This window comes from Citrobacter sp. W9, assembly GCF_026719375.1.
Classification (GTDB): Bacteria; Pseudomonadota; Gammaproteobacteria; order Enterobacterales; family Enterobacteriaceae; genus Citrobacter; species Citrobacter werkmanii.
Map to the genome: position 1 here is coordinate 301,514 of NZ_JAPPTE010000002.1, position 18,024 is coordinate 319,537.

Sequence of the window (18,024 nt, forward strand, 5' to 3'; positions counted from 1 at the left end):
GTATTGTCATACAAAGCGCTATGCTTGTTCCTGATATTGAGTCCCACCACAAGGAGTGGAGAATGTCTTCCATTACAACAGATAATAAAGCTTTCCTGAATGAACTGACCCGCCTGGTGGGTCATTCGCACCTGCTCACTGAACCCGCTAAAACCGCCCGCTATCGCAAGGGATTCCGCTCCGGCCAGGGCGATGCGCTCGCCGTCGTTTTCCCGGGCTCGCTTTTAGAATTGTGGCGCGTCCTGAACGCCTGTGTCGCCGCAGACAAAATCATTCTGATGCAGGCCGCCAATACCGGCCTGACCGAAGGCTCTACGCCAAGCGGCAATGATTACGACCGTGAGATTGTTATTATCAGCACCCTGCGTCTTGATAAGCTGCACGTCATCGGCAAAGGCGAACAGGTGCTGGCCTGGCCTGGAACAACGCTCTATTCGCTGGAAAAAGCGCTCAAACCTTTTGGTCGTGAACCGCATTCAGTGATCGGTTCTTCCTGCATCGGTGCTTCCGTGATTGGCGGCATTTGTAACAACTCCGGCGGCTCGCTGGTGCAACGAGGCCCGGCCTACACGGAGATGTCGCTGTTTGCACGTATTGATGAACAGGGTAAATTACAGCTGGTTAACCATCTGGGCATCGACCTTGGCCAAACCCCAGAGCAGATCCTTAGCAAACTCGATGACGAGCGCATCAAAGATGACGATGTTCGCCACGACGGACGTCATGCGCACGATCACGACTACGTGACCCGCGTCAGAGATATTGAGGCGGACACGCCCGCACGCTATAACGCCGACCCGGACCGCTTGTTTGAATCTTCCGGTTGTGCCGGAAAGCTCGCGGTTTTCGCCGTGCGTCTGGACACTTTCGAAGCCGAAAAAAATCAGCAGGTCTTTTATATCGGCACCAACCAGCCAGAGGTGCTGACGGAGATCCGCCGTCATATTCTGGCGAAGTTTGAACATCTGCCGGTTGCCGGTGAATATATGCATCGCGATATTTACGACATCGCTGAGCAGTACGGCAAAGATACGTTCCTGATGATTGACAAGCTCGGCACCGACAAAATGCCGTTTTTCTTCACCCTGAAAGGTCGCACCGATGCGATGCTGGAAAAAGTGAAATTTTTCCGTCCGCACTTCACCGACCGGGCGATGCAGAAGTTTGGCCATTTATTCCCCAGCCACTTACCGGCGCGTATGAAAAGCTGGCGCGACAAATACGAGCATCACCTGCTGTTAAAAATGGCCGGTGGCGGCGTGGCTGAAGCGCAAAACTGGCTAAATGAGTTTTTCAAAACGGCCGAGGGCGACTTCTTTGCCTGTACGCCGGAAGAAGGCAGCAAGGCATTCCTGCACCGCTTTGCGGCGGCTGGCGCAGCTATTCGTTATCAGGCCGTTCATGCGGATGAAGTGGAAGATATTCTGGCGCTGGATATCGCGCTGCGTCGTAACGACACCGAATGGTATGAACATCTGCCGCCAGAAATCGACAGCCAACTGGTGCACAAGCTCTATTACGGGCATTTTATGTGCTATGTATTCCATCAGGATTACATCGTCAAAAAAGGCGTGGATGCCCATGCGCTGAAAGAGCAGATGCTGGAGTTACTTCGCGAGCGTGGGGCACAGTATCCGGCGGAGCATAACGTCGGGCATTTGTACCAGGCGCCGGAAACATTAACCCGCTTTTACCGCGAGAATGACCCAACCAACAGTATGAACCCGGGTATTGGGAAAACGAGTAAGCAGAAGTTCTGGAAAGAATCGTAGGCCCGATAAGCATAAGCGCCATCGGGCACGTTGCCGGGGGCGCTTCGCTTGCCCGGCCGACGGTTTAATCGTTCTGCGCGGTTTGCTCACCCGTAGCTGAACCTGCCGCCGCCATCTGCGCCGCTTTTTGCTTTTTGTAGCTCAGCGCCGCCGCCGGAACCGGCATCACCTTGCCGGTTTCAATCCAGGTGCGTAAACGGCTGGCATCGGCAAAGTGGGTATATTTCCCAAAAGCATCCATCACCACCAGCGCCACCGGTTTGTTATTAATCACCGTGCGCATCACCAGACAGTGGCCCGCCGCATTGGTAAACCCGGTTTTAGTTAACTGAATATTCCAGTTATCGCGATACACCAGATGGTTGGTATTACGGAACGGCAATGTATATGCCGGATTGGCAAACGTCGCCATATCTTCACGCGTAGTACTTAGCTGACCAATCAGCGGATACTGTTTGCTGGCAATCAGTAACTTCGTTAAATCACGCGCGGTTGAGACGTTATGAATCGATAACCCGGTCGGCTCCACAAAACGGGTATGGGTCATGCCCAGCGCTTTCGCTTTCGCATTCATCGCCTTGATAAACGCGTTATAGCCGCCAGGGTAATGATGCGCCAGACTGGCTGCCGCGCGGTTTTCAGATGACATCAGCGCCAGTAACAGCATGTCTTTACGGGTGATTACACTGTTCAGCCGTACGCGAGAGTAAATTCCTTTCATCTCAGGCGTCTGACTGATATCAACTTTCAGCTTTTCATCCAGCGGCAGTCGCGCATCAAGCACCACCATCGCCGTCATTAATTTGGTAATCGACGCAATCGGACGCACCAGATCCGGATGGTTCGAATAGATAACCTTGTTGGTATTCAGATCAACAATCATCGCGCTACCGGACGCTATCTCAGGTTGAGAAGCCGCTACGGTAGGTGCCGTTTTCGCCACGGCTTGGGGTGCAAAAGGAACGGCCAGCACCAGGGCAAGGCTTAATAATGAAACTCGGAATTTCAGCATGATGAGATTTCTGATAAGGGTTCACGCACGTCACAACGCACACCGCCCGAGATTAAGTATTTTCTCAGGCTAGCTCAGGCATCATAGCGATCCGACAGGTTTGCCGCTACAGGATAATCGTCTCGAAATGCTGCGTTGCTGACTTTTACGTCAACAACGCAGCGCAGAGCCGTTTTACAGGTCAGAATAAGCGATAGCCGTAACCCCACAGGATTACCGTAATCGCCAGCAGAACCTCCAGTACCAGCACACCAATAGCCAGCGTGGAACTGGAAAAACTTAACCCTTCCTCACGAGTGATATTCAGGAACGTTGGAATACCGAGATAGAGTAAATAACCGGTGTAAAACAGCGCGATAGTTCCCACCAACGCACACAGCCAGACCAGCGGATAAAGGGCGACCAGACCGCTTAAAAACAGCGGAGTCGCGACATATCCGGCAAAGACCATACAGTGCGCCAGCGATGGACGCTGCGGGTAATTACGCGCCATCCACCAGATAACCCGGCCCATGACAGCCACGCCCGCCAGCATCACGCCGTAAAACAGAATGGCCAGCGCCAGTCCGGTCAACAGGGATAACTGCAGTATGTTGCCGTCACCAAAATTCCAGCCGATTTGTGTGGTACCGATAAACGCGCAAACAACCGGGATTGCCGCCATCAGCAGTACATGATGGGTATAGTGATGCGAAACGCTTTCGTTTTCGCTGTTGATCACGTGCATTTCACGATCGGGATGGGAAAACAGCCCCCAGACATGGTTCATACCGCCCCCTTCTTGTCAGCTCCGGACCTCAACACTTCAAGTATAATTCAGCTTTTGATTATTTTATGTACACAGAGAAAATACCGGATCGCTACGGCGTATTGTTACGTTCACCCAATGTTTATCACTTCTCTGAAACGATACTGCCTGTGAATGTGTTAAGGGTACTATCGCCGTACCCTTAACAATCCCGGCTCCCGGCGGGAAAATTGCCACTTCGTGGTTCCCCCCGCTTATTCCTTCAGGCTACCGGGTCGGGCGCGAGGTAGCATCCCTGCAAAACGCGCCCTGAGCCAGCATCCATGCTGGCTCTCCCGGCCTTACGGAAACACGTCGGCAATTTTCAGCCGGACCAGCCTACACCTCACCATCTGCGTTTTTGGTCTGAACAGCAAAACAGATTTAACTGGAAGTCAGAGCGTTGAAGCGATCCCCCCGGTCCGGCTGAAAATCGATGAGGCGTTGGCGGCTGACCGGGTCTGCCCGCAGGGATGCGGGCAGAGGGGACGGCCTGCATGGATGCAGGCTCGGCCCCGACCCGACAGGCAGACGGCATAAGACGAATAACTCGCGCAGCGACGATTTTCCCGCCGGGAGCCTGGGATGCAAGGGAGGCGGCGGTAAGCCTCCCTTGCACGTTCACGGGTAACGGCGTTTCAGAGAAATGACACCGCGGAGGTGAACGGAACCCTGAGCCAGAATCACATGTCCTTCATAATACTTAACTGACAAGCATTAGATCGCTACGGCGCGGCTTTTCCGGCATCAAGTATTCATAGGGTGTATGCTATAAGCGGTGGAGGTCATACAATCGTATGGATATAAATCATTATGTTGCGCAATACGGCTATGCCGCATTAGTGATTGGCAGTCTGGCTGAAGGGGAAACCATTACCCTGTTAGGCGGCGTCGCGGCCCATCAGGGAGTACTTAAATTTCCGCTGGTGGTGCTCTCCGTCGCGCTGGGCGGGATGATTGGCGATCAGTTGCTCTATTTACTCGGACGTCGTTTTGGCGGCAAAATTCTGCGGCGTTTTTCGCGTCATCAGGCAAAAATTGATTACGCGCAGAAGATGATCCAACGGCGTCCTTATCTGTTCGTGGTCGGCACGCGTTTTATGTACGGTTTTCGCGTTATTGGCCCTTTGCTGATTGGCGCCAGTCACCTGCCACCGAAGATCTTTTTACCGCTCAATATTCTCGGGGCGCTGGTGTGGGCGCTGATATTTACCACTCTGGGTTATGTGGGGGGAGAAGTCATCGCGCCGTGGCTGCACAATCTCGACCAGCACATTAAGCACTGGATATGGCTGGTTCTGGTGATTGTACTGGTGGTAGGTGCACGCTGGTGGTTGAAAAAACGCAGCAGCAAGAAGACGGCCCGGTAGAGCGGCATCTACCGGGCAGGTGTGTTACGACGCGTGGTAACCGCCGCCCAGCGCGCTGGTCAACTGAATGGAAGCATCCAGCCACTGGCCTTGCAATACCAGACCGTTGCACTGCTCACGTAACGCCGGGATCTTTGCTTCGCTGACCCGGGAACCCGCGATAATACCGGCGTTAAATCGCGCCTGCGCAAGTCCCACCACACGCTGTGCATCATGTTCGATCTGCTGCTGATGCTGATTCTTCTGCGCCAGTGTTTCCACCTGCGATGCGGCACGCGCCACGTCATTCACCGCATCTACCACGGCTTTGTTGTAATTCGCCACCGTCAGGTTGCTTTGCGCTTTGGTGATATCAAGATTGGCATTCAATCTGCCGCTGTCGAAAATAGGCAGCGTGAGTCCGGCTGTGACGCCCATTTGCTGCGCGGAATGGCGGAACAGATCGCTCAGATGTAACGCATCTTGTTGTAAAAACGCCATCAAATTCACGTCCGGATAAAACGCGGCTTTGGCCGCATCAATGCTGCTCAGGGATGATTCAATATACCAGTGCGCGGCCTGTAAATCCGGTCGACGGGCCAGCAGCGAATAACCTAACTGAGACGGGAGCTGGCTTTCTACGGTAGGTAACTTACTGGTATGCAGTTTCAGAACGGTAGACTGTGAATTAGTCAGGGCGCTCAGCCGCGCCTCAATCACTTTCATTTTGCCGTTAACATCGTTCAGCTGCTGATCCGTTTTACTGGAATCGATATCGGTCTCAACGCCTTCCACTGATGAGGTAATGCCGTTTTGATACAGCTGACGATCGACGGTTATCACGTTCTGTTGCTCATTTTTAATCTGCGTCAGCACGCTTTTCAGTGCCGCCTGCGTCTGCCATTCCCAGTACAGACGCGAAACACCGCTCGCCAGCAGTTGGCGGGTTTGTTCACGCTCAGCTTCACGCGCTTTAACGGCCCCAATACGCGCCGTCACTTCGGCCCGATTTTTCCCCCACAGATCCAGATTCCAACCGGCGGTTAAACCAAAGGTCCCGTTGGTGTACCACGGGCCTGTCGTTCCGGCGGCAGGATCGGTAATGGCAAACGGTCCCATCAGCCCTTCAGCTGACATTCTCTGACGCTCAACGTCCGCAGAGAAATCGATCTCCGGACCATCCTGCGCCTCAACGGCCTTCGCCTGTGCCTCCGCCAGTTGAATGCGCTGTTCCGCCACCTGCATATCAGGAGAGTTTCGCAACGTGCTGTCAATCAGCGCATTAAGCTGAGGATCGTGGTATGCCTTCCACCATTGGCTGTCCGGCCAGCCATTTTTTAACGCCGCAGGTAAGGCGGAATCGACATTCGCAGCAGGGGTCTGCTGCGACAGAGATTGACGGTCATCATGCATAGGCGCACAGCCAGCCATGAGAATAAAAAGGGGCAACAATGCCGTCGCGGCAAAAACAGAATTACGATTCATGGAGATATACAGGTAAGAAAAGATGCGCAGAGAGTACGACTTGTCGCTGTTACTTTTTTAGTTACGCGTGGCAATACATCTTTGGCAATAAAAATATATAATCAGAAAAATATACACCACACAAATAATATAGATTAAATAATTTTAATAATTTATAGATGGAAACCTTATGTCACAGAATATTTATGACAACCCGGAATTCTTTGCCGGATATGCGACGCTGGATCGTTCAGTAAAAGGGCTTGACGGCGCACCGGAATGGCCAGCAATACAGGCTATGCTCCCCGCTCTGCAGGGTAAAAACATTCTCGATTTGGGCTGCGGATATGGCTGGTTTTGTCGCTACGCGCGCGATAATCATGCCGCCAGCGTCGTGGGGCTGGATATCTCACAAAAGATGTTAACCCAGGCGCATAATATGACTCACGGCAATGGCATCGTCTATCGCCGTGAAGATCTCGAAACGCTTACGCTCCAGCCGGCGTCTTTCGACCTGGCGTATAGCTCCCTTGCCCTGCACTATTTACACGATATTGAACGATTATTCGTAACGATTTACCAGGCATTAACACCGGGAGGCATGTTGGTTTTCTCTGCCGAGCACCCCATTTATACCGCACCGCTTAACCAGGGCTGGATAAAAGACAAAACCGGGCAGCTGTCCTGGCCGGTTAATCATTACCAACAAGAAGGCGAGCGTATCAGTAACTGGTTTGCTGAAGGCGTTAAAAAACAGCATCGCAAGCTGGCGACCTGGATTAACGCGCTCATTGCCGCCGGATTCGACATTGTGTGTGTTGATGAATGGGGACCCTCTGCGCAGCAGATTGCTGAAAACCCGGCGCTGGATGAAGAAAAAGAGCGGCCAATGGTGTTTCTGCTAAGCGCACGTAAACCCGCATAACAGCGCCGCCAGGCAGAATAGTTGATACTTTCCTATACTCAATCTGAATTTACCAAAAAAAGGAAAGTTAATGAAAATTCTGCTGTGGATTATTCTAATTATTTTTCTGATTGGACTGTTGGTGGTAACCGGCGTGTTTAAGATGATTTTTTGATGTTGTCTTTTAGCCCAGGCCTGATAGCAGAAATGTCAGGCGATTGTTCTCTCTGATGCCGGATGGCGGCGTAAACGCCTTATCCGGCCTACCAGAACTGATGTCAGGCGGTAATCTTGATGGCCTGAATCGCCCGAGCGATATCCGGCGAATTGTTTAACGCGCGAATCTCCTGAAACAACGCCGTGGCTTCTGAATATTCTTTACGCAAATACCCTAACCACTGCTTAATACGCGCCACATGATACAACCCCGTGTCACCCTGCTTTTCGAGACGGGTATATTTTTGCAGCAGCATCACGACGTCAGGCCACGGCATACGCGGCTCGTTGTACTTCACCACACGACTCAGATTCGGGATATTTAACGCGCCACGGCCGATCATCACCGCATCGCATCCGCTGATGGCCATACAATCCTGGGCGCTCTGCCAGTCCCAGATTTCACCATTTGCGATAACCGGAATGGTAAGTCGCTGGCGAATTTCGCCAATCGCCTGCCAGTTAATATGCTCGGCCTTATAGCCCTGCTCTTTGGTACGACCATGCACCACCAGTTCACTGGCGCCAGCCTGCTGGACGGCATCGGCAATTTCAAACTGCCGGTCGCTGTTGTCCCAGCCCAGGCGTACTTTCACCGTCACCGGGAGAGGGTCCGGCACCGCCTCGCGCATGGCTTTTGCGCCGCGGTAGATGAGCTCAGGATCTTTCAATAACGTCGCGCCACCGCCGCTGCCGTTGACCAGCTTCGACGGACAGCCGCAGTTCAGATCGACACCGTACGATCCCAGTTCGACCGCGCGGGCGGCGTTCTCCGCCAGCCACTGCGGATACTGGCCCAACAGCTGTATGCGCACCCGCGTGCCGGATGGCGTGCGGCTGTTGTTATGCAGTTCCGGGCAGAGCCGGTGAAATACTTTTGCCGGCAGGAGCTGATCCACCACGCGCACAAACTCCGTGATGCACAGATCGTAATCATTCACTTCAGTCAGCAGCTCGCGCACCAGGGAATCGAGCACGCCTTCCATCGGCGCCAGTAAAACACGCATATCGTCACCCGCAAAAAAAGAGGCGCTATGGTAGCGCCTCCGTTCGGGAGATTAAAGAGGCTCAGCGCGGCAACAGACAGTTATCTTCTTTCCAGCCGTACAGCCACTCCATACCGCGATAAAACTCCGCCTGTGATTTACCTTTCCACAGCAGATTACGCACCTGGCGCTCGACGCCCGCGGCGTGATAAACGCGGCCCATTTCGCGCGTCGACCAGACAATCCGCGCCGTACGCGGAATGCGCACCGACTCATACAGGGCAAAGGCATCAGCCGCATCGCCGTCACACTGCTGTAACGCCTTACCAAGCGTGACGGCATCCTCCAACGCCATACAGGCTCCCTGCGCCATATATTGCGCCACCGGGTGCGCGGCATCACCCACCAGCGTAATGCGGTCGGTACCCCATTTCTCGACCGGCTCGCGGTCAGCGGTGGACCAGCGCCGCCATGATGTCGGTTTATCCAGCATCTGGCGCGGACGTGGATGAATACCGGCAAAATAGGAGAGCACCTCCTCTTTACTGCCATCCTTCACGCCCCACTCTTCCTGCTGACGACTATGAAAGGTCACCACCAGATTATATTGTTTGCCGCCGCGCAGCGGATAGTGCACCAGGTGACAGTGCGGTCCGGCCCACAGCACCGGCGCGTTAATGCGCAAATCTTCCGGCATATCATCGCAATCAATCACCGCGCGGTAGACCACGTGCCCGGTCACGCGTGGCGCATCGCCAATCAGAGACTGACGGACAACCGACTTCACACCGTCACAGCCGACCAAAATATCTGCCGTCCAGCTGTTGCCATGCTCGTCAAATACCGTCACGTCATTCTCGGTCTGGCGAATATCAACCACGTTAGTTGAAGTGCGATACTCAACGTTGGGATGAACCAGCGCCGCTTCCCACACAGAAGCATGAATATCCACCCGATGGATAACCGCATAAGGACCGCCAAAGTGATCGCGGAACGCCTGTCCGGTTTCAATACGCACGACTTCCTGCGCATTTACCGCATCCATCATGGTGATATGATCGGTAAAAACGGCGCGCTGGCGGGCAACCTCTCCCACGCCAAGGCTGTCGAGAGCAGAGAACGCGTTTGGCCCGAGCTGAATGCCCGCGCCGATTTCGCCAATCTCATGCGCTTTCTCCAGCAACATCACTTTGATTCCCTGACGGGCCAGCGATAACGCGGTCGCCGCGCCGCCAATCCCACCACCCACGATAATTGCGCGTGTCACTTTAGCCATTGTCGTTCTCCTTATCAGGCCGGAATTTTGTCTTGTTGGTTCTCGGGCGCGGCGGCGATAAACGCCGGAAGCTGGGTACAGGCATCATAGACCGCCTTACAGCGTGGATATGCGCTCAAATCGCAGCCCATACGTAGCGCGTTCGCCCATTGCGGGATCAGGCAGCAATCCGCCAGCGTCGGCGCATCACCCACGCAGAACGCCCCCGAATGACTCTGGCGCAGCATCTGTTCCACTGCGCTTAACCCTTGCTGGATCCAGTGCGCATACCAGCGTTTTTTATCCTCTTCACTGATCTTTAATTCGTCGCTCAGGTAGCGCAGTACCCGCAGATTATTCACGGGGTGGATATCACAAGCGATGGCATAAACAATTTCCAGCACCCGACTGCGCATCGGGAAGTCAGCAGGCAGCAGCGGCGACTGCGGAAAGTGGCCATCCAGCCAGTCGATTATCGCCAGCGATTGTCCAAGCGATTCTCCGTCGTCGGTCACCAGCGTCGGCACCAGCCCCACCGGATTCATCCGCCGGTAGGCCAGCTCGTTCTGCTGGCCGATGCGAATGTTGACGCCCACCGTCTGGTAATCGAGCCCTTTCAGCGCCAGCGCAATACGCACGCGATATGACGCGGAGCTATTAAAGAAACTGTACAACTTCATCATCCACCTCAGACAATCTTCACGGCGATGGGGGTTAAACCGTCTACGTTGCCGGTGATCACATCCCCTTTCACTACCGCCCCCACGCCTTCCGGCGTACCGGTGTAGATCAGATCGCCCGGCTGCAGTTCGAAAAATCCGGACAGATAGCTGATGGTTTCATTCACAGACCAGATAAGGTGGCGAATATCGCTCCGCTGATGATCGTCGCCGTTAACCTGCAGCCAGATAGGCGCATTGTTAACATCAGCGATTTCACTGGCTTTATGCAGCGGCGCGATGGGCGCAGAGAGATCAAACGCTTTGCCGATTTCCCACGGACGCCCCATCTGGCGCATCTCCATCTGCCTGTCACGACGGGTCATATCCAGACCGGTGGCATAGCCCCAGATATATTCGTGCGCTTTTTCCAGCGGTATATCGCTGCCCTTTTTACCAATCGCCACCACCAGCTCTATCTCGTAGTGATAGTTATCGGTCTGCGACGGGTACGGCAGTTCAAAAGTTTGACCAGCCGCCACCGGAACCACCGCGTCGGCCGGTTTACAGAAGAAGAACGGCGGTTCGCGATCCGGGTCAAAGCCCATTTCACGCGCATGTGCAGCATAGTTGCGCCCCACACAGTAAACGCGGCGCACGGGAAATTGTTCATCACTACCAACCACCGGAACGGTAACAGGCGCTTGTGGTTCGAATACGTATTGCGTCATTTTCTCTCTCCCAAATTAATAGCGTGCTTCACGGAACAACCCCAGCGCTTCCTGAACCGGTCTGTCCGAAAAACTGAATAAGACGGCATCTTCGCTGGCCTGGAACGACACACCGTGCCAGGTCGGCACCACGAAGATATCTTTTGGCGAAAAGTTGAAGGTTTCGTTGCCGATGGTGACCCGCCCGCTTCCTTCCACCACATGGTAGATAGTGCTGTCAGTGGTACGCGCCATCCGTGAAGAAAAGCCCTTCGGCAACAATTGCAGGAAGGTCCCCATTGACGGCATGGGATAACCGCCGGTTACCGGGTTCACGTAGCGCATCTTGTAACCATCCCACTCGTCGGCTTCGCCCATGCGGGTCAGGTCATGCAGCGCTTCACGGCTACGATCGTAGCGATAGTTGAAAATGGGCGATGAGTTACCCTTCTGATGACGCAGCGGCAACATGTTGGCCGCATAGCGCGGTAAATAATCCCCTTCCTTGCGCGTGACCGGCTGCTGATCTTCCGGGTAGTCTTCCGCAAAGCCGCAGCCCAGCAGATTCACCAGCGGCAGATCCAGACCGTCCAGCCACACTACCGGTTCGCTGCCTGGGTTGCCGTGATCGTGCCAGCGCCATTGCGGCGTCAGAATAAAATCGCCTTCATGCATCTGGGTGCGCTCGCCATCGACGGCGGTAAATGCCCCTTTCCCTTCGACAATAAAGCGCAGCGCAGACTGATTATGGCGGTGGCTCGGCGCAACCTCGCCCGGCATAATCAACTGTAATCCCGCGTACAGCGTCGGGGTGATGGAAGACTGTCCGCGCAGCATTGGGTTTTCCAGCACCAGCACGCGGCGAATCGCCTCTTTCGCGCCAATCAGATCGCCGCTTTCCAGCAGTAGCGGACGGATCTCCTGATAGTTCCAGTACGCAGGCGCGCAATTCGCGTTCGGCGTTGACGGCACCAGACGGTGCAACGACTCCCACAGCGGGGTCAGATTCTGCCCGGAAATATGCTGGTAAAACTGCTGACGGCTGTTCTTAACATCCTGATTCAGTTCAGACATAGGGATTCTCCTTATTCATTCACGATGCCTGCGCGTGGCAAGGCGTCAGGGACAGAGGCCGACTGGCGAACAACAACCGTCAGCAGCGTAAGCATCACCGCGCTGATGGCCGCCGGAACGGCAATAATGAAAAACAGGTTATCGAATGAGAAATTCATCGCCATCATCACGCCGCCGGAAAGCGAACCGACAATCGCGCCGCAGCGGCCAATGGCATTAGACCAGCTGACGCCCGTCGCCCGGCTTTGCGTCGGATAAAGGGTGGCGGTTAACGCATTGAGACCCACCTGAGAACCGCTAATCCCGATGCCGGTGCCAAAAATCGCCAACGCCATCAGCCACAGGCCGTTTTCGCTCAGGCCAATCATGACGATACATACCGCCCCCAGCGCATAGCTCACCGCCAGCACGCGGAAAGGATTGTATTTATCCATCAGTACGCCCAGCGCCAGCGCGCCTAACGTACCGCCAATCTGGAAGGCCGCAGTCACCCAGGAGGCATGTTGCAGGTCGATTCCTCGATGGTTAAGCAGCGTTGGCATCCAACTGGAGAGCAGATAAATAATCAGCAGGCTCATAAAGAACACCACCCATAACATCAGGGTAATGGGCAACTGTCGCCCGACGAACAGCTGGCGGATACTGCCTTTGGCAATCGCTGCGCCTTCGTTGAGATAAAAATGGGTATCGTCATAACGTTCCCGGGTAATAGCGCTGACAGTTCTGGCAATCACGTTTTGCGGTAGCTGGCGACGAACCTGCCAGCGCGGGGATTCCGGTAGCGCAAACAGCAGGGCGACAAACAGCATGAGCGGCAAAACGCCTCCCAGCACCAGAATGCCGTGCCAACCAATAACCGGCACCAGTTGAGCACTGACGATGCCGCCCATAGCCGATCCGAGAGTAAAGCCGCAGAACATCATGGTGACCAATGCGCCACGCCGACGGGCAGGCAGGTATTCCGACGTCATGGTGATGGTATTAGGCATCGCGCCGCCCAGACCTAACCCGGTAAGGAAACGCAAAATGACCAGCGTTTGCAGATCGGGCGAAAAAGCAGAGATCAGACTCAGCGCGCCAAACAGCGCCACGCAAAGCTCAATCACCCGTTTACGGCCAAAACGATCGGACAGCGGGCCGCAGAGCAACGCGCCAGCAGTTAGCCCCAGCAGTCCTGCGCCAAAAAGCGGCGCCAGATCCCCGGCAGTCAATTGCCAGTGAGTGCGTATATCGGGTGCGATAAAACCAATCGCCGCGGTATCAAAACCGTCGAGCATGACGACCAGAAAACAGCAAATAATCACGCGCCACTGCGTCTTACCGACGGGGGCGGAATCTATTAGTGCTTGTAGATCACGTTGTTGAGTCATAGTGAATGCCTCAGTGCAGGTAGAGTAGATGTCTGTTTTGTTTTAGGTATGTTGCGACTTTGTATGTTTGGAGATGAAATGTACAATGGCTTTTCATGCAGAGGCATAACCTGGAGGTTATAGCAAATGGCTAACTGGGCACAGAAACTGAAGTTGCACCACCTGCAAACGCTGGTCGCGCTAGGGGAACAGGGAAATTTGACTCACGTCGCCCGGATGATGAATATCACCCAGCCTGCCTTGTCCAAATGGTTATCACAGCTCGAAGATGAGATTGGCATCACGCTCTTTGAACGACATAGCAAAGGCTTACGCCCCTCCGAAGGCGGCAAGCTGTTGCTGCAACATGCTCAACGCCTGATCAATGATATGGAGCGTTCGCAGTATGAAATTGCCCGTTTCAAGCAAGGCGGTCTGGTGGGAAGTCTGAAGATTGGCTGCTCGCCGGTGGCGACCGACTGCGTTTCACAGGCAATACTGGGCTTGCTTACGGAGCTACCCACTCTGCATCTCAATATTGAAGAGAAAGTGATGACCCCGTTACTGCACGATCTGCTGGCGGGTTCAGTGGATGTCGTCGTCGGTCGCGTTGGCGGCCGGGCGCTTCAGCTGCCGCTTAATTACCAGGTGCTCTATACCGAGCCGGTCTGTTTTGTCGCCCGCCCCGATCATCCGCTGGCAAAATATCCCCTGCTCACCTGGAACGATCTGGCTAACTGGCGCTGGATTGTCTGGCCGACAGGCACCCCCATTCGGATTAGCATTGACAACGCGCTGGTCGATAATGGCGTAATGCTGCCGGAAAACACCATTGAATCAGCGTCGATAAACGTCAGCACCAACCTGCTGCAAAGTAGCGACATGGTTTCTATTCTTTCTCTGCGTCTGGCGCAGCGTTATGCCGCCCAGGGACAACTGGCTATCCTGAATCTGCCGAAGATTGAACAAAAAGGCAGCGTAGGCGTATTCTGGCGCAACAATGAAACGCCTACCACAGCCCTGAGTCGTTTTTTGTATTACCTGGCGCAGGTTTAGCGCGGTCATATGCGCAATGTTCCAGACGTCTATTTCCTCTATGCTTAGAATTCATGATGTGATCGGTAGCACGTTTTGAAGTTTAATTGTATGATGAATCAGTCTCGTCAAGGGTTTCAATTATGAGCAAATCACTGAACATTATCTGGCAATATTTGCGCGCATTCGTCCTGATCTATGCCTGCCTCTATGCAGGTATTTTTGTCGCTTCGCTGCTGCCGATCACAATTCCGGGCAGCATCATTGGCATGCTGATTCTGTTTGTCTTACTGGCATTGCAGGTATTACCGGCAAAATGGGTTAATCCCGGCTGTTATGTCCTGATTCGCTATATGGCCCTGTTATTTGTCCCGATTGGCGTGGGGATCATGCAGTACTTTGATTTGCTCCGCGCACAATTTGGCCCGGTGGTGGTGTCATGCACCATCAGTACGCTGGTTGTTTTCCTCGTGGTGAGCTGGAGCTCGCATCTTGTACACGGTGAACGCAAAATTGTTGGCCAAAAAGGTTCGAAAGAATGATGACATATATCTGGTGGTCATTGCCCCTTACTCTCGCGGTGTTCTTTGGCGCACGTAAGCTGGCAGCACGCTTTAAAATGCCGCTGCTGAATCCGCTGCTGGTCGCGATGGTGGTGATTATTCCCATTCTGATGCTGACCGGAATTCCCTACGATCACTATTTCAAAGGCAGCGAGGTGCTGAACGATTTACTGCAACCTGCCGTGGTCGCGCTGGCCTATCCGTTATACGAACAGCTGCACCAAATTCGCGCACGCTGGAAATCGATAATCGCTATCTGTTTTGCGGGGAGCGTCGTGGCGATGGTTACCGGCACAACAATCGCCCTGTTGATGGGCGCCTCACCGGAAATTGCCGCGTCAATCATGCCGAAATCGGTCACCACGCCTATCGCGATGGCGGTGGGAGGAAGTATTGGTGGTATTCCGGCCATCAGCGCGGTGTGCGTCATTTTCGTCGGCATTCTCGGGGCGGTATTTGGTCATACTTTACTGAATGCTATGCGCATTCGCACGAAGGCCGCGCGAGGACTGGCAATGGGTACCGCTTCGCACGCCCTGGGAACCGCGCGTTGCGCAGAACTGGATTATCAGGAAGGCGCGTTTAGCTCTCTGGCGCTGGTCATTTGCGGCATTATCACCTCGTTGGTCGCCCCGTTTCTGTTCCCGGTTATTCTGTCAGTGGTCGGCTAACCTTCACTTTTTGGTTATTTATTTGCGATGCGTTGCACATTTTTCATTTAAGTTTCATAAGTTGCACACACAATGAGATTTGGATCACATATAAAGCCGTAACAGGCCCGTAAACTACGATTCCATTACATTGTTATGAGGCATCGCCATGCATCCACGTTTTCAAACTGCTTTTGCCCAACTCGCGGATAACTTGCAATCAGCCCTGGCCCCTGTTCTGGCGGATACGCATTTCCCCGCCATGCTGACTGCTGAGCAGGTCTCTTTGCTGAAACGCGAATCGGGACTGGACGAAGACGCGCTGGCATTCGCTCTGCTGCCGCTGGCTGCGGCCTGCGCACGTACCCCGCTTTCCAACTTCAACGTGGGCGCGATCTCTCGCGGCATTAGCGGCACCTGGTACTTCGGTGGCAACATGGAGTTCCTGGGCGCAACAATGCAGCAAACCGTTCATGCCGAGCAAAGCGCCATCAGCCACGCCTGGCTGCGCGGTGAAAAAGGCCTCGCCGCCATCACCGTTAACTACACCCCTTGCGGCCACTGCCGCCAGTTTATGAACGAACTGAACAGCGGGTTGGATTTACGCATTCATCTGCCTGGGCGCGAACCACACGCACTGCGCGACTATCTCCCGGACGCGTTCGGGCCAAAAGATCTCGACATCAAAACGCTACTGATGGACGACCAGGATCACGGCTTCGCGCTGCAGGGCGACGCCCTGACCCAGGCGGCAATTACCGCCGCCAACAGATGCCATATGCCATACAGCAAATCGCCAAGCGGCGTGGCGCTCGAGTGTAAAGACGGGCGAATTTTCAGTGGCAGCTATGCTGAAAACGCCGCCTTTAACCCCACTCTCCCACCGCTGCAAGGCGCGTTAAACCTGTTGAGTCTGAACGGTTACGACTATCCGGACATTCAACGCGCGGTGCTGGCAGAAAAAGCCGATGCGCCGTTAATCCAGTGGGATGCGACCTCCGCCACCCTGCACGCGCTGGGCTGCAACAATATTGAGCGCGTGCTGCTCAGTTAACTCATAAAGCCCGGTGGCGCTGCGCTAACCGGGTAACAGTGACTAAAATCCCCTCAATCAGACTGCTGTTTCTTGCGCTACGTCTTCCGGTACAGTAGCCTGATTGAAATTCCACCCAAATAACGAGTTTTCTGCATGTTAAAGCGCGTGTTTTACAGCCTGTTAGTCCTGTCAGGCCTGCTGCTGTTGACTGTGCTTGGACTCGACAGATGGATGAGCTGGAAGACTGCCCCCTATATCTACGACGAATTACAGGATTTACCCTACCGCCAGGTCGGTGTGGTCCTGGGTACGGCAAAATACTATCGAACCGGCGTTATCAACCAGTATTACCGCTACCGTATTCAGGGCGCATTGAACGCCTATAACAGCGGGAAGGTAAACTATCTGTTGCTGAGCGGCGACAACGCGCAGCAAAGCTATAATGAACCCATGACGATGCGTAAGGATCTGATTGCCGCAGGGGTCGATCCGGCTGACATTGTGCTTGATTACGCCGGGTTCCGTACGCTCGACTCCATCGTGCGTACCCGTAAGGTATTCGATACCAACGATTTCATCATTATTACTCAGCGATTCCACTGTGAACGCGCCTTGTTTATTGCGCTGCATATGGACATTCAGGCCCAGTGCTATGCGGTGCCTTCACCAAAAGATATGCTTACCGTGCGGGTACGCGAATTCGGCGCGCGTTTTGGCGCACTCGCCGATCTCTATATTTTTAAACGTGAACCCCGTTTTTTAGGCCCACTGGTACCCATCCCTACCATGCATCAGGTACCCGACGATGCGCAGGGGTATCCGGCGGTTACGCCTGAACAATTACTCGAATTACAAAAGAAACAAGGAAAATAAGCATGGATGTACAAACCCTCTTCGTCGTGTTGGCCTTTCTGCTCATTCCTGTGTTTTGTTTCCGTGAGGCCTGGAAAGGCTGGCGCACCGGGGCCGTAGATAAAATTAAGAAGAATACGCGCGAACCGGTATACGCTTATCGCCATCAAGAGCCCCTGCAATTTTGGTCCTATGTGTTGGTTTATGCCGGATGCGGATGTTTATCCTTCGGTATGGTTATTTACTTAATTTTCTATCGATAAAGATATTATTTTTATATTAGCGTTTGAGAATAGCTAATATTATGATAACGGTTACCATTTCAAATTAAGGGATTAATGCTGCCCGCCA

General features: G+C 53.9%; 19 protein-coding genes. 10 read left to right on the plus strand and 9 right to left on the minus strand.

The features are described from left to right. Positions 1-62 precede the first annotated feature (62 nt). Positions 63-1,772 carry a D-lactate dehydrogenase gene (gene dld, locus OOJ59_RS06165; RefSeq protein ID WP_038641949.1) on the plus strand — a complete coding sequence of 570 codons (1,710 nt, stop codon included), beginning with the start codon at positions 63-65 and terminating at the stop codon, positions 1,770-1,772. A 64-nt stretch (positions 1,773-1,836) separates the two neighbouring features. On the opposite strand, the gene pbpG is transcribed toward dld, so the two are convergent. Next, on the minus strand, positions 1,837-2,784 hold the full coding sequence (gene pbpG, locus OOJ59_RS06170) for a D-alanyl-D-alanine endopeptidase (protein ID WP_160956138.1): 948 nt from the start codon (positions 2,782-2,784) through the stop codon (positions 1,837-1,839). A gap of 181 nt (positions 2,785-2,965) precedes the next feature. After that, a complete protein-coding gene (locus OOJ59_RS06175) occupies positions 2,966-3,553 on the minus strand; it encodes a Yip1 family protein (protein ID WP_038641953.1) in 588 nt (195 codons plus the stop codon). Between the two features lie 815 nt (positions 3,554-4,368). On the opposite strand from OOJ59_RS06175, the gene OOJ59_RS06180 reads away from it, so the two are divergent. Next, positions 4,369-4,941 carry a DedA family protein gene (locus OOJ59_RS06180; RefSeq protein WP_038641956.1) on the plus strand — a complete coding sequence of 191 codons (573 nt, stop codon included), beginning with the start codon at positions 4,369-4,371 and terminating at the stop codon, positions 4,939-4,941. A gap of 24 nt (positions 4,942-4,965) precedes the next feature. Here OOJ59_RS06180 and mdtQ read toward each other — a convergent pair whose 3' ends face one another. Then, positions 4,966-6,405, minus strand: coding sequence for a multidrug resistance outer membrane protein MdtQ (mdtQ, locus tag OOJ59_RS06185; RefSeq protein ID WP_038641958.1), 1,440 nt, complete (start codon positions 6,403-6,405; stop codon positions 4,966-4,968). A 169-nt stretch (positions 6,406-6,574) separates the two neighbouring features. Here mdtQ and OOJ59_RS06190 point away from each other — a divergent pair, with 169 nt between their 5' ends. After that, the gene (locus OOJ59_RS06190) at positions 6,575-7,309 is read left to right on the plus strand and encodes a class I SAM-dependent methyltransferase (protein WP_160956139.1); all 735 of its coding nucleotides are present in this window, start codon (positions 6,575-6,577) and stop codon (positions 7,307-7,309) included. Between the two features lie 70 nt (positions 7,310-7,379). After that, on the plus strand, positions 7,380-7,463 hold the full coding sequence (yohP, locus tag OOJ59_RS28180; protein WP_087855921.1) for a small membrane protein YohP: 84 nt from the start codon (positions 7,380-7,382) through the stop codon (positions 7,461-7,463). Positions 7,464-7,566: 103 nt separating this feature from the next. Here the strand turns inward: yohP and dusC are convergent, their stop codons facing one another. The 6 genes from dusC to mhbT form a co-directional block, all read right to left on the minus strand. After that, positions 7,567-8,511, minus strand: coding sequence for a tRNA dihydrouridine(16) synthase DusC (gene dusC / locus OOJ59_RS06195; protein ID WP_085047881.1), 945 nt, complete (start codon positions 8,509-8,511; stop codon positions 7,567-7,569). A 61-nt stretch (positions 8,512-8,572) separates the two neighbouring features. Next, positions 8,573-9,766 carry a 3-hydroxybenzoate 6-monooxygenase gene (locus OOJ59_RS06200; RefSeq protein ID WP_085047880.1) on the minus strand — a complete coding sequence of 398 codons (1,194 nt, stop codon included), beginning with the start codon at positions 9,764-9,766 and terminating at the stop codon, positions 8,573-8,575. Positions 9,767-9,780: 14 nt separating this feature from the next. Further along, complete coding sequence (maiA, locus tag OOJ59_RS06205) at positions 9,781-10,425, minus strand: maleylacetoacetate isomerase (protein ID WP_085047879.1); 645 nt, start codon at positions 10,423-10,425, stop codon at positions 9,781-9,783. Positions 10,426-10,433: 8 nt separating this feature from the next. Continuing rightward, the gene (locus OOJ59_RS06210; RefSeq protein ID WP_160956140.1) at positions 10,434-11,135 is read right to left on the minus strand and encodes a fumarylacetoacetate hydrolase family protein; all 702 of its coding nucleotides are present in this window, start codon (positions 11,133-11,135) and stop codon (positions 10,434-10,436) included. A gap of 15 nt (positions 11,136-11,150) precedes the next feature. Further along, a complete protein-coding gene (gene gtdA, locus OOJ59_RS06215) occupies positions 11,151-12,188 on the minus strand; it encodes a gentisate 1,2-dioxygenase (protein ID WP_038641971.1) in 1,038 nt (345 codons plus the stop codon). 11 nt (positions 12,189-12,199) lie between these two features. Continuing rightward, positions 12,200-13,558 carry a 3-hydroxybenzoate transporter MhbT gene (gene mhbT / locus OOJ59_RS06220; RefSeq protein ID WP_137371589.1) on the minus strand — a complete coding sequence of 453 codons (1,359 nt, stop codon included), beginning with the start codon at positions 13,556-13,558 and terminating at the stop codon, positions 12,200-12,202. A gap of 126 nt (positions 13,559-13,684) precedes the next feature. Between mhbT and OOJ59_RS06225 the strand changes: the two genes are divergently transcribed. The 6 genes from OOJ59_RS06225 (at position 13,685) to OOJ59_RS06250 (ending at position 17,936) form a co-directional block, all read left to right on the plus strand. Further along, positions 13,685-14,593, plus strand: coding sequence for a LysR substrate-binding domain-containing protein (locus OOJ59_RS06225; protein ID WP_085047876.1), 909 nt, complete (start codon positions 13,685-13,687; stop codon positions 14,591-14,593). A 122-nt stretch (positions 14,594-14,715) separates the two neighbouring features. Then, entirely contained in the window at positions 14,716-15,114 is a 399-nt protein-coding gene (locus OOJ59_RS06230) for a CidA/LrgA family protein (RefSeq protein WP_137347653.1), read from the plus strand. Beyond that, positions 15,111-15,806, plus strand: coding sequence for a CidB/LrgB family autolysis modulator (locus OOJ59_RS06235; protein WP_160956141.1), 696 nt, complete (start codon positions 15,111-15,113; stop codon positions 15,804-15,806). Before OOJ59_RS06230 ends, OOJ59_RS06235 begins: the two co-directional genes overlap by 4 nt. 148 nt (positions 15,807-15,954) lie before the next feature. Next, positions 15,955-16,839: a cytidine deaminase gene (gene cdd, locus OOJ59_RS06240; protein WP_038641979.1), complete on the plus strand. Its 885-nt coding sequence runs from the start codon at positions 15,955-15,957 to the stop codon at positions 16,837-16,839. Positions 16,840-16,974: 135 nt separating this feature from the next. Continuing rightward, positions 16,975-17,694, plus strand: coding sequence for an outer membrane permeability protein SanA (sanA, locus tag OOJ59_RS06245; RefSeq protein WP_160956142.1), 720 nt, complete (start codon positions 16,975-16,977; stop codon positions 17,692-17,694). A 2-nt stretch (positions 17,695-17,696) separates the two neighbouring features. Continuing rightward, positions 17,697-17,936 (plus strand): DUF2542 family protein, encoded by a 240-nt coding sequence (locus OOJ59_RS06250; protein WP_038641982.1) that lies wholly within the window; start codon positions 17,697-17,699, stop codon positions 17,934-17,936. Positions 17,937-18,024 lie beyond the last annotated feature (88 nt).